The sequence below is a fragment of the Pseudomonas sp. ok266 genome, assembly GCF_900110195.1.
GTDB lineage: Bacteria > Pseudomonadota > Gammaproteobacteria > Pseudomonadales > Pseudomonadaceae > Aquipseudomonas > Aquipseudomonas neuropathica.
In genome coordinates this window covers 130083-142575 of sequence record NZ_FOCU01000006.1, presented here as the reverse complement: position 1 = coordinate 142575, position 12493 = coordinate 130083, and the positions used below count along the sequence as shown (strand labels likewise).

Here is a 12493-nt window from a genome sequence, read left to right as displayed (position 1 = left end):
CACAGGGAGTCTTCTCATGACGATCGGTATTGTCGGCGGCTGGGAGAGCAAAGCAGGCGTTATGGTTCGTAACACCGGCGCGAAAAAACAAGTGGCCCAGAGCATCAAAGTGCAGCAGATGCTGACCAAGGTCGGTACCAATCCCACCGCGCTGAATACCGCTGAAATGGACAAGCAGGGCCTGCGCAAGGCCATCAAGGGCTTTGATCCTGCGAATGTTTCAGTAAAACAATTGGGAAATCTGAGCGAGATGCTGCGCAGCCGCGGCCTGATCTCCGAGATCACGTCGTTTACCTTGAAGAACGCCGGTGACAAGTTCGACCGTTTTGGCGTGACCAAAGATATCGATGCCAAATTCAACGCCCTGGAGTATTTCGCGACCCAGCTCGACGCCATTCAGAACAATGGCCTCAATGGCAACGCTTACGGCCAGAGTCTGATTCCAGAGTTCAAGAAAGCGATCTATGTCCTGCAGAACCTCAAGACCTACGGTGAAGGCAACGCCGCGAAACCGGTCGATGAAGGTGTCAAAGCCAAAGCTTGAGGCTGACCGTTTAGCCCGCTCAACGCTTGAACGGGCTGGTTGATGTGCAAGAACCCGGCAACGCCTCGCTTCAGCGTGCCGCGACGCGTTGTTGAGCCTGATCATGCAGTCGTTGCAGGTGTGGGCAGCGCAGCTCCAGCGATCGCGCGCGATAGCCCCGATGAAACAACGCCAACCATCCAGCGCCCCGTTCATTCGGGGCAATCCCGGTGAAGACGAAGCCCATTGCCGACAGGCTATCCACGGCATTGGCGAAGCCTGTTGCCAGTCTTAGCCTGATCGAGATCAACCAGTGTTCGGGCAGTCGTCGTAGCTGTTGAAGCAAGCCGGCGTCGAGTTTTTTCAGCACCACGTCATAACGCCCTGAGTATTGTTCAACCTGCATCGGCTCTCCCACCCAACGCGCTTCTTTGTCTTGTGTTCCGTATACGCCGCACAAATGCGCCATGAAATCGTGACAGCTTTGCGGCCAGGACAATGCCGGGAGCGGGCGGCGATAGCCTTCGACGGGGGTGTAGCCGATGACGATGGACTCCGGCAGTGGCTCGCCAAACGGTGAGGGGACGTAGTCGAGCAACAACCCGGTGCTGCAAAAACCGAGTCGGTCAGCCATGCGTTGGGTGTAGAGATGCTGCGTCACCTGTTTGATGGTCACGCCGTGGCAACCGAGTGCCTGGGCATGGATCAACAGCCGCATGCCCAACTGCGTCGCGATGTTCTGCCCGCGTGTTGACGGATGGACCACGCTCAACGCCAGTTCCGCCGTAGACGATCCCGCGTTTCTGCACAACGTGGCGTGGCCGAGGATTTTTTTCCCGAATTCCGCCACCAGTGAATGCCAGCGACCCTCGCCATGGTTCTGATTGATCATCAACGGCAAATACACGTGCGGCTGCACGTAGTGGTCACCATAGATTTCCCGAAACAGATGGCTGATGGCCCTGGCGTCGGATCGGCGATAACTGCGCAGCGTCAAGTTGTCCATGGACGTTGCTCCGGTCCGGGCGTGGCGTAGACACGCAGATCGACGACGCGTTGGCGCTTGCCGGAACGCGGATGGCGCGCGAGTTCATCGGGTATGCAATGGGTAATCTGCAACTCGATCAAGCGCTCAGCGCAGAGTTGCTTGATCAGCGGGTAGTGCTTGATCAGTGCACGCTGCAAGGTCGTGTTGGCGTCAGCGGTCTCGGCCGTCAGCGCGTTGGGTAGCCATTTCAGGCACACGATATCGACGTTGGCCGATTGGCTGATGACCAGTTGCCAGTCGTCGCTGGCGGTGATGCGTGCGACGATTGCGGCAATGTCTTCGATCAACAGAGTCAGGCTGCTCACGCGCACCCGCTGACTGCTGGTGCTGCGGCCCATCAAGGCGAACTTGCGCATCGACGCGGTAGCCGGCTCTCGCCAGCAAGCGAGATCACCCACGGGGTAGCGGATCAGCGGCATCAGTCGGCGGGTGAGGTTGGTGATCAGCAGTCGTCCGGTTCGGTCGCATTCTTCGATCACTTCACCGGTGTGTTCATCGACGATTTCCAGCACGCTGTGGCTGGCCAGCATCCGGTGCTCGCCGAGTGCGCAATCGCGGCTTGCGGCGCCGATGAAACCGGCATCGACACTGGCGTAACCGATCGAGGCAATCCGCGCGTTGGGAAACACCCGGTGCAACGCCTGCAATTGTCCGGTGAACAGGCTTTCGCCGCCGTAAAGGATTGTTTCCACTTCGGCCAGGGTTCGCGCCTGGCGCTCCAGCACGGCGGCGAACGCCAGCAATTGCGCGGGCACGCCGGCCAGCACATTGATCCGGTGTTGTCGGATCGAGTCGGCCAGCACCGCAGGGTCGACGTCGCCGGTAAACGGGTATTCGGTAACACCCGCCGGTTCGTGCGCCAGGGCGTCGTGGATAAAAATGAAACTGGCATACAGGTCGCCGACGAAAAACAGGTTCGCCACCCGGTCGCCGGGATTGAGTTGACCGGCGAGATGGCTGCCGAAGTCCCGCACAAGTGTCTGCCATTCTTCGCGGGTAAATACTGAAAGTTTACCGGCGCTGGTTGTTCCACCGGTCTTGAATACCAGGGCGCGTTCGACCGTTGAGGTCAGTACCGGCCATTGTTCCAGGTGCTCGCTACTTGCCCAGTATTGTTGTGGATCGATTACCGGAAGTTCATCCAGGGTATTTGTCTGCGGCGCGACGTTTTGCAAGTGTCTGGCGTAATACGCCGAATGTTCGCGGGCAAAAGCGAACAACTTGCCAAGTTCTGTTGTTGTATTCATGGTGTTCTCGTTAATTGTTTTGGCCATGGCTGACGATCGCTGTTAACGGCGCGAGTCGATTACGGGCGGAATCTTTCCGCTGTGTTTGTTTCTGTCGAAATGTTGCGGCTCGCAGGTTTGCGCCTGCACGGTGAGAAGCCCGGTGCGCACGAGTGTCGCCAGCGTCGCGTAGCCCTCGAGTCGGCAGAGAATGTCTGCGGGTTCGCCAGGGCTGTGAATCAGCAGGCGCTCAAGGCCATCGGGTGCGTGATCGAGGTGTAACTGAAACGGCGCCTGCAGGTGGCGGGCGAGTTCGTTCAGACAAATGAAGTCGCTGCCGATGCGCAGCAGTCGGCCGTGTCGTTGCAGCAATTCGAAACGTGGCGAACTCAGCCCGCACGGGCAGTCGCCGGCCAGCCAGCGGCCGGTGTCGCCGACTTCATAGCGCTGCACCTGTTGGCCTTCACGTGCTTTGGAGGTGAACAGCAAACGGCCGACTTCATCGCCAACGACCGGCTTGTCCTGCTCCAGTGCGACGATTTCCAGCTGCTGGATAGCGTCCATCAAATGGAACACACCGTCGCCAGTGGCGGCGCAGGCATGCCCGAATGGCCCCGCATCGACACTGCCGTACACAGCCGAACGGATACTGGCGACGCCGCAGCGATGCAGTAATTCGCGGCACTGATCGCTGATGTGCTCTCCGCCGAGGAAAACCTTTTCAATCACCCCATAACGACTCAGACGCGGCCCCTCGTTGAGGAACAATCGATGCAGGGTGCTGGGCATGCCGATCAACACAGTCACGCGCTGCTCGATGATCACTTGCGCAATATCGCGGTAATCATCGTCGGCCGGCGCGCCCATGGGCAGGTGCGTCGCACCGAGCAATTCCAGGACTTTGGCAAAACTGAAGAAGCCGCCGTACAAGCCGCCACTGAAGAACAGGTTCATCACCTTGTCGCGGCGCGGATCAAGGCCCGCCGCGAACAACCCATCGGCCGTCGCGCGCATTTGCCGTTGAAAATCGCGGTAACTGAAGCCCGACAGCGCCGGTGTGCCGCTGCTGCCGCCGGAGCGGAAAAACAGCTGCGCCGCCGCTGTCGTCGGTCGCGCGATAAACGCTGCTTTGTCGGTGATCGGCAGACCTGTCAATGTCAGTGCGCAAGGTGGCTGGTCGAGGTTCATGTGGGTGGGCAACTGCGTTGGCGCGAGGCTGACCGACACGCGTCGGCTCAGGCGTTGCAGTGCGTAAACGCCGTCGTGGGGCTCGCCGTCGTAGCCGTCGTGGATCGCGTTGATCGGCGTAATTCGGCTGACGCCCGCTGCAATCAATGTGCGTGCGAGCTCATTGATCTGCGCTTCACCGCAGACCAGCGCGCAACTCTGTAACACGTTGCGCCAAGGCAGCAGTGTTTGCGTCAGTCGCGCCCGTGGCAGTGGTTTGAGCAGCAACGTGCGAAACAGCGGCGAAGGCGCCAGCGACTGATCATGGCTCCAGATCACCCGCCAGCCCGGCGCGCGCCAGACCTGCCCGGTGTTACCGGAAAAGCTCTGGCCCAGACGCGCCATCAGGGTGTGGCTGGTGATCTCGCTGGCTTCCTGAACCGTCGGAGTCAGCGCCGGCCATTGCCCGACGCGACGCTCGAATGCCTCGGCCAGTGCGCTGCCGATGCCTTGCACAACGGCGGGATCGTCGCTGTCGACCAGCAACCATTGCGGGCTGGAGCAAGCTTGTTGGTCCAGTCGGCAGACTTCATCGACAATCGCGTCCAGCGCTGGCGGCGAGGCCGCGTCTGGCGTCAGGTAGGCGAAACTGATGCGGTGCCCCCAGTCGATCCAGCGGCATCCGGGTGGCAACTGTTGGCGGATGGCTTGCAGCGCGGTTTCGCCTCCCCACGCCGATACGCCATTGGCCATTTTGCACAAGCGGCCGATCTGCTCCGTCGCTACGGGTAACACCGCGACGTAATAGCGGAGTTGACCGCTGGGGTCGCATTGCACCAATGCGTGCAGCAGGCGTGCGGTCAGGCCTTGGTCGCTGCGGCTGGGGCGTAGCCAGTTGAGGTTGCCGGCCAACAGGCTTTCGAGCATGGCGCAGCAGGCCAGCAGCGGCGCGTTGGCCGGGGTGACGTGAACCACCAGGCCCAAGGGACTCCAGCGTTCAAAGCGCGATTGCTGATAATCAACGCGCCGCAGTGAATCGGCCTGATCACCCAGTTCGCGTTCAAGTTTGGTTTGCAGGGCGTGAGGCTGACAGAAGTCAATCAGCGCCTGGCGTTGTTCGTCATCCAGCGGCAGTTCGGCGCTGTGCAGATGCTGCGCAAAGTTGCCCGCGGCGGTCAGAACGACGGCGCTATCCAGCGGTGTGCTGAGGTGGTGCGGCAAGGTCTGATGCAGTTGCGCCAGTGCGTTGTCGAGGTCGATTTCGGCGCAAAGCTCTCCGTTGAGCAGGTACATGTCAGTGCCTCCCCAATAATTCGGAGGCGGCCATCGCGCAGCTCCTGCCGGCGGTGGTGCCCGCACGGCCATGCAGTTCGAACCAGTCGCTGGCGAGGCCGCAGCCGCAACTTGAGCCCGGGTGCAGCGTCGCCAGATCGCTCATCACCACCGCATGCGCCGGGCTGGACGAAATGTAGGGCGAGACGAATCCCAGCAAGCCTTGCTGGCCGTAGGGCTGGATGGAAAAATCCTGCGGATTGCGCACGTACGCCTTGGCGTAAACCGGCACATGAAAATGATGCCGGGCACATTCGATGTACGGCACCGCGTGCTCGACTGCACCGTAACCGTCGCGGCAACGTGCGGTTTCGATGCCCAGTTGCCGCGCGATGCATCCATACAATTGCTGTTTGGGGATTTCCTCGCTGGCCCGGGTTTTCCAGCCACCGCCAAAAAATGCCAGCGAACCTGCCGGCAGTTTCAGCTCGGGCACGCATGTGGCCTGCATGTGTTGCAGGGTCTGCCAAAGGAACGCCGGGAAACCGAAAATGCGCACGGGCAGGCCTTCTTCGGCGAACGATTGCAGGGCCGTGATGACGCCGAACACATCGAATTGATGGCCGTCGCCGTTACTGCGTAACGCGTAGGCGACGCGGTTGACGGGAGCAAAGCGGCACAGGAACTGATCGGTATACGACGTTCCCAAGGTGATCGCACCTTGCGGTTCGTAACTCAGCAGCAGGTAATTGCAAGGCGTATCTGGTGAGTGCCAGCCGTAATGGCTGAAGATCCGCTCGACCATGAACTGAGCGCTCGCGAGGCTGCGCGGGTCATAGCGCATACGGCTTTTCTGGCCGCTGGTGCCGGACGATGTCAGTTCCAGGGCGCGCGCTCCGGTCGGACTGAGCAGCAATTGCTGTTTGAAGAAGTTCGCCAGAATCGGCGGCAGACGGGCCCAGTCATCAAGACTGTCCAGGTCCTGTTCGTCGAGGCCGTTGGCGTTCAGCCAATGGGCGTAGCCGGGGGTGTGCCGGCAATGAAACCGACTGATCTCGGTCATGGCCTGATCGAACAGGCCCACCGGCACGGAATCCGGGCAATAGGGGTGTGGCAACGCGCAAAGCGCATCGCTGGCGGGGAAGTGATGCATTCAATATTCCTTTACTGAGCAGAGGCGGAGTCGGGAGGGGTGCGTTGCAACAAACCCTGCAACAGAGGGAGACACATCAAACCGCTGAAAGCGGCGCAAAGCGCGAAAAGCTCGAGCCTTGCGCCACCGCCGATTGCAGCAATCAGCAAGCCGCCGAGGCCCATCACGGCAATCGAAATCATCCCGACCAATGCCGATACCAGACCTTTACTGTCATCACTGGCAAACAGCGCCAATCGATACAGCGCGGCATTGCTCATGCCCAATCCGACTGCGTACAACGCCAGACTGGCGACCACCGGCCCGAGTCCGGCGCCAGCCAGTGCGCAGACGATCAGGGCCAGAAGCCCCAGGCAAAACGGCCAGAGCGCCAAGCGGATCAGTTGCGGCAAGGCGTGCGTGATCAGCAACCGGTCAAGGATCAGATTGCCGACAATCACCGCAGAGAAAATCGGGATTTGCCAGACGCCATATTCAAGCGGCGTCAGCCCGAGCAACTCGATCAGCAGCAACGGCGCCAGGCCGATCCAGGCGATCAGCGGCAGGCTCATCAGCCCCAGCGCCAGGCTGGCGGCGAGGAATCGGCAATTACCCAACAGGGCGCGGTAACGTCGGCAGGTTTGCTCCCAGGAAAAGCGCACGGCAGGTTGCATCTGTCCGTCTCGACGGGCGACGCCAACCGTTTCCGGCATCCATGCGAATAGCCCCAGCCAGACCATAGACGCGGCAAGGCCCAGGCCCAGAAACACTTCGCGCCACGACAGCCATTGCAACAGCAGAATGCCCAGCAGCGGCCCCATCAAGGGGGAAAGCAGGGCGATATTGCCGAGCAGCGCCATCAAACGCACCGCATCCGCTTCACAGAACACTTCCTGGAGGGCCGGATAACTGACCGCCACAACAAAACCCAGGCCCATGCCCTGCAGCAGTCGCAGTAGATTGAAGGCTTCAATGCTTTCGGTGCTGTAGGCCCCCGCGCAGGCGGCCGCAAATAACGCGCAGCCGATCAACAATACCCGCCTTCGACCCCATTGATCGGACAGCGGGCCAATCAGCCATTGCAGGCAGACACCGCCAAGCAGATAGAGATTGAAAGCGTTCGGTACATGCCGCACATCGGCATCAAGTTCGGTGGTAACGCTTAACATCGCAGGCATGATCAAGTCGCTGGCCATATACGTCAGAAGTTCAAACGCGCTGATCACCAAACAAAATCCGAGCGCTTTTCGCGGCGGGATCTGTATAAGAGTTCTCTGCATAAACGTTCCTGTTAGTGAGTGAAAGGAAGTTGCCAGAGACTAGTTGCAGAGGTGCGCCCGGCCTATTGTTTTGCTGCGACATTAGATTTCAAATGCTTGCAACTTATTTAGTGATCGGGTTTTGCGCAGCGCACGAGTTAGAGCGATTTATAGAAGCATTTGGCAAAAACAGAAAAGCCCGCAACGGGGCGGGCTTTGTTTGAAGTTGATCGGACTTGTTGATTTCCTGCCACGGTCTGTTCATTGGCAAGCGGGCAGGGCGAACAATCCTGTTCTAGCGATGTTGGTAATAACCAGGCCCACCCTGGTAGTAACGGTGGTGATCGTCATGCCAGCCGCCGTGGGGGAAGATGATGCAGCCACTCAGGGTCAGCAGGGCAAGAACGGGAATCAGCCAGGTGATTCGACGCAGCATTTTGAAAATTCCTCATGGTTACGCCGTCATGAAGCCAAAACTCTTCATCGGCTGTAACATGAGACCCCGATTGCAGCGGCGCATCCCCGTAGAACGGTAAGTGCATGGCATGCAAACGGATACAAACCGGATACATTTCAAAGTTTCAGGAAGCCGCAATGACCCACAAGCAACGCTTGATTTATTCGATTCTGATCGCCGTGTCGGTCCTGGCCATCATGCTCGGCCTGTCCTGGCTGCAAAATGCCGGCATGATTTCGGAGAAGACGTTTCAGTTCGTCGCCATCGGTGTGGCGGTGATCGTGGTGGTGATCAACGGCGTGATGCGCCGCAAGGTCAAGCCTTGACGGCGATGGCTGCACGCTTCAATCGTGGTTGAGGACAGCTGCAGCCTGTGGATGCAGGCTGTAGCTCTTGTCGTCATTGAAGGTGATCACACCTTCGGCGCACAGGCGCTTGAGCACCTCACGCACACTGAGGAAGGACAGCGGAATATCGAGGTCGAGCAATTGGCTGTGGACACCGCGAACGCCCAGGCGCCGTTCGCTTTGTGCGGCGACCAGTAAGGCGTCGATGACTTTCAGACGAATCAGGCTGGTGCGCAGCCCGAAACTTTTCAGCAGCAAGCGGATGCGTTCGTTACCGTGACGCTCGACGCGTTGCCCGAAATCGCTCGCGTGAGGGCTCATGGAAACTCCTTTGGGTGCCTGGCTACCGTCCGTTGGTAGTTGCGAGTTGTACATGCGATTACTCCTTTTCAGAGTCTGATCGGGGTGGTTTTTTTGCGCTCTCTAGAACAAGACGTATCAGCACGACAAATCATGAAAGAAAAAATGTAGAAATTTTGTCGGGGATTTGTCTTTTCCTTGTGATTGGGGGGTGGCCTTGGCGGCCTTTGGGCCGACCAGGTTCTTTGGGTTTTGGGTGTATATCCGTTTTTTTGGGGGTTGCGGCTGGCGGTTTCGCTCTTACAGCGACTCACTTTTCCAGACGCCGAAAAGTAAGCAAAAGGCTGGGCCCCGGCGTTCGGCCCGCTCGCTGGGGCTCGGGGTTCCTTCGCTCCGGGATCGATCCGGGCGCAGCGCCTACGGTTTGCTTCGCTGCACCTCCTCTCGCTGTGTTTGGCTTCGCCAAACGGTCGCTGCGCTCCCACCCCCGGATCAATCCCTCCACTCAGCCTGCCGAAGGGGCCAGCACGGCAAGATCAAGAGCTGCAGCCGAGCTAACGCTCATCCTGTGGAGTGGTGAGGGGCGGGGGGGGGTGGGTTTGGTCACCTCGATCAGTTCCCTCTCCTTCCGGGAGAGGGCCAGTGAGGGGTTTTTGATCTGCTTCTGGATTTGCGTTCGGCTTGGTATTACACGTCGGCGTAGCTCTGGCAATCACCTCGGTCAGTTCCCTCTCCCTCCGGGAGAGGGCCAGGGTGAGGGGCTTTTGATCTGCTTCTGAATTTGCGTTCGGCTCCGCATTACACGTCGGCGTAGCTCTGGCAGTCACCTCGGTCAGTTCCTTCTCCCACCGGGAGAGGGCTAGGGTGAGGGGCTTTTGATCTGCTTCTGGATTTGCGTTCGGCTCGGTATTTCACGTCGGCGTAACTCTGGCAATCACCTCGGTCAGTTCCTTCTCCCTCCGGGAGAGGGCTAGGGTGAGGGGCTTTTGATCTGCGTCTGAATTTCAGTTCAGCTCGGTATTTCACGTCGGCGTAGCTCTGGCAGTCACCTCGGTCAGTTCCTTCTCCCTCCGGGAGAGGGCCAGGTTGAGGGGCTTTTGATCTGCTTTTGGATTTGAGTTCAGCTCGGTATTTCACGTCGGCGTAGCTCTGGCAGTCACCTCGGTCAGTTCCCTCTCCCTCCGGGAGAGGGCTAGGGTGAGGGGCTTTTGATTCTGCTTCGGGGATTGCGTGGAGAGCCTAAATTTTTTCCTCTGACTTCGTTTCTTGGACAGGCTCATTGCGCGTGGACGCGTGGGTGTTTCCAGAGCGGATCCGTGCCAGCGCCGGGTTCGCTCTTTGGCATGTCGATCAGGAGCGAGCGTGATAATTTCCAGACAGTTAACGGGACTGACCTTGGCCGGCGTGGCTTTCGGGCTGAGTTGTTCGGCCTATGCGTTCAGTCCGACCACGGATGTCAGCGCCGATATTCGCCGTACCGCTTTTGGTGTGCCGCATATTCGTGCGCAGGACGAGCGCGGGCTTGGTTTCGGCATCGGGTATGCCTATGCGCAGGACAACCTCTGTCTGCTGGCCAATGAGATCGTGACGGTCAATGGTCAACGTTCACGCTACTTCGGCCCGGACCAGTTCACCGTCGAGCAGCGTGAAAACCGTGTCAGCGATGTGTTCTTTACCTGGCTCAACACGCCGGAAGCGGTCAAGGCGTTCTGGCAGGCGCAACCTGCGCAGGTGCGTGATCTGGTCGAAGGCTATGCCGCGGGCTATAACCGCTATCTGGGCGAGCGCCGTCAGCAAGGCTTGTCGCCACAGTGTCAGGGCGAGTGGGTGCGTGAAATTGCACCGCAAGATCTGGTGAAGCTGACCCGCCGTCTGCTGGTCGAGGGTGGCGTCGGGCAGTTCGCCGAGGCGCTGGCCGGGGCTACGCCGCCGCAGGCGAGCGCGGTGATCGAACACGATGTGCAGGCCTATCAGTTGGCCGATGCGCGTCAGCAACGCTTCGCTCTGGACCGTGGCAGTAACGCTGTCGCGGTGGGTAGCGAGCGCTCGTTCAACGGGCGTGGGATGCTGCTCGCCAACCCGCATTTCCCGTGGGTCGGTGGCATGCGCTTCTATCAAATGCATCTGACCATCCCCGGCAAGCTCGACGTCATGGGCGCTGCCTTGCCAGGCTTGCCGATGATCAATATCGGCTTCAATCAGCATCTGGCGTGGACGCACACGGTCGATTCGTCGAAACACTTCACTTTGTATCGTCTGCAACTCGATCCAAAGGATTCCACACGCTATATGCTCGATGGCCAATCCTTGCCGCTGAACAAGCAGACCGTGACCGTGCAGGTCAAACAGGCCGACGGCCAGGTGGTGCCGGTTTCGCGTGATGTCTACAGTTCGCAGTTTGGCCCAATCGTGCAGTGGCCGGGCAAGCTCGACTGGGACAATCAGTTCGCCTACAGCCTGCGCGATGCCAATATCGACAATGATCGCGTGCTGAACCAGTGGTACGCGATGAATCAGGCGTCCACGCTTCAGGAACTGCAGAATTCGGTGCACAAGATTCAGGGCATTCCGTGGGTCAACACCCTGGCCGTGGATGACAAAGGCCAGACGCTGTACATGAACCTGTCGGTGGTGCCGAACGTCAATGCCGAGAAACTGGCCAAGTGCAGTGATCCGCGTATCGGCACGCAGATGATCGTGCTGGATGGCTCCAACAGCGCGTGCACATGGGACATTGATCCGCAAGCGGCGCAGCAGGGTATTTATGCTTCCAGCCAATTGCCGCAACTGCTGCGCAAGGACTTCGTTCAGCACTCCAACGACTCGGCGTGGCTGGTCAACCCGGCGCAACCGCTGACCGGTTTCTCGCCGCTGATCAGTCAGGACGGCCAACCACTGGGCTTGCGCTCCCGGTTTGCTCTGGATCGCTTAAGCACGCTGAGTAAAAAAGGCCCGTTGGCAGTGAAGGATCTGCAGCAAATGGTGATGGACGATCAAGTGTACCTGGCGACTCAGGTGGTGCCGGATCTGTTGAAGTTCTGTGCTTCTGACCTCGGTGTCGATGCGCCAGCGCTGAAGCCGGTTTGCACCAGCCTCAAGGCATGGGATGGCCGCGCCAATCTTGATTCGGGTATGGGCCTGATGCATTTCCACAACATCATGCAGGCCTTGCAGGCTTCGCCGGATGTCTGGCGTGTCGCGTTCGATCCCAAAGATGCGCAACACACGCCGCGCGGTCTGGCGATCGAGCAGTCAACCGTGGCCAAGGCACTGCGTGAGGCCATGTTGGCATCGGTCGAGTCGAGCACAAAAATGGGCCTCAAGCCGCAGACCCGCTGGGGGGATATCCAGGTCGTCAGCAGCGGCGGGCAACAGACGCCAATTCACGGTGGGCCGGGCACGCTGGGCATCTACAACGCTATCCAGAGCGTGCCGCGTGAAGACGGCAAACTCGAAGTGGTCAGCGGCACCAGCTACCTGCAAGTCGTGACCTTCGACGAAAAGGGCCCGCACGCCCAAGGGCTGCTGGCGTTCTCGCTGTCGAGCGATCCGGCGTCGAAGTATTCGCGGGATCAGACCGAGGCGTTCTCGAAGAAACAGTGGAGTGTCCTGCCGTTTACCGAACAGCAGATTCAGGCTGACCCGCAGTATCAGGTGCAGACTGTGCGCCAGACTCTGGACAAAGCGGGGAAGGTCGCCGCTCAGTAATCCCGAGCGTCAATTGCGTTGAGCCAGAGGGCCGCATCCTGCAAGGGGTGCGGC

Annotated in this window: 10 protein-coding genes; 3 read left to right on the top strand and 7 right to left on the bottom strand. The window is 59.5% G+C overall.

Translation table 11 applies throughout. The annotated features are described in order from the left end of the window. Nucleotides 1-16: 16 nt before the first annotated feature. Nucleotides 17-544, top strand: coding sequence for a hypothetical protein (locus BMY54_RS12690; RefSeq protein ID WP_093432901.1), 528 nt, complete (start codon nucleotides 17-19; stop codon nucleotides 542-544). 70 nt (nucleotides 545-614) lie between these two features. Here the strand turns inward: BMY54_RS12690 and BMY54_RS12685 are convergent, their stop codons facing one another. The 6 genes from BMY54_RS12685 to BMY54_RS30590 form a co-directional block, all read right to left on the bottom strand. Then, nucleotides 615-1529 carry a GNAT family N-acetyltransferase gene (locus BMY54_RS12685; protein ID WP_093432898.1) on the bottom strand — a complete coding sequence of 305 codons (915 nt, stop codon included), beginning with the start codon at nucleotides 1527-1529 and terminating at the stop codon, nucleotides 615-617. Continuing rightward, nucleotides 1517-2818 (bottom strand): phenylacetate--CoA ligase family protein, encoded by a 1302-nt coding sequence (locus tag BMY54_RS12680; RefSeq protein ID WP_093432895.1) that lies wholly within the window; start codon nucleotides 2816-2818, stop codon nucleotides 1517-1519. Before BMY54_RS12680 ends, BMY54_RS12685 begins: the two co-directional genes overlap by 13 nt. 42 nt (nucleotides 2819-2860) lie before the next feature. Further along, nucleotides 2861-5257 carry an acyl-CoA reductase gene (locus tag BMY54_RS12675; RefSeq protein ID WP_093432892.1) on the bottom strand — a complete coding sequence of 799 codons (2397 nt, stop codon included), beginning with the start codon at nucleotides 5255-5257 and terminating at the stop codon, nucleotides 2861-2863. A gap of 1 nt (nucleotide 5258) precedes the next feature. Beyond that, entirely contained in the window at nucleotides 5259-6389 is a 1131-nt protein-coding gene (locus tag BMY54_RS12670) for a LuxE/PaaK family acyltransferase (RefSeq protein ID WP_093432889.1), read from the bottom strand. Between the two features lie 11 nt (nucleotides 6390-6400). Beyond that, entirely contained in the window at nucleotides 6401-7648 is a 1248-nt protein-coding gene (locus tag BMY54_RS12665) for an MdfA family multidrug efflux MFS transporter (protein ID WP_093432887.1), read from the bottom strand. A 274-nt stretch (nucleotides 7649-7922) separates the two neighbouring features. Continuing rightward, complete coding sequence (locus tag BMY54_RS30590; protein WP_007918111.1) at nucleotides 7923-8063, bottom strand: hypothetical protein; 141 nt, start codon at nucleotides 8061-8063, stop codon at nucleotides 7923-7925. A 158-nt stretch (nucleotides 8064-8221) separates the two neighbouring features. Between BMY54_RS30590 and BMY54_RS12660 the strand changes: the two genes are divergently transcribed. Then, on the top strand, nucleotides 8222-8410 hold the full coding sequence (locus BMY54_RS12660) for a hypothetical protein (protein WP_038363103.1): 189 nt from the start codon (nucleotides 8222-8224) through the stop codon (nucleotides 8408-8410). An 18-nt stretch (nucleotides 8411-8428) separates the two neighbouring features. On the opposite strand, the gene BMY54_RS12655 is transcribed toward BMY54_RS12660, so the two are convergent. Next, nucleotides 8429-8806: a fe2+ zn2+ uptake regulation protein gene (locus tag BMY54_RS12655; protein WP_093432884.1), complete on the bottom strand. Its 378-nt coding sequence runs from the start codon at nucleotides 8804-8806 to the stop codon at nucleotides 8429-8431. 1287 nt (nucleotides 8807-10093) lie between these two features. Between BMY54_RS12655 and BMY54_RS12650 the strand changes: the two genes are divergently transcribed. After that, complete coding sequence (locus BMY54_RS12650; protein WP_093432881.1) at nucleotides 10094-12439, top strand: bifunctional acylase PvdQ; 2346 nt, start codon at nucleotides 10094-10096, stop codon at nucleotides 12437-12439. Nucleotides 12440-12493 lie beyond the last annotated feature (54 nt).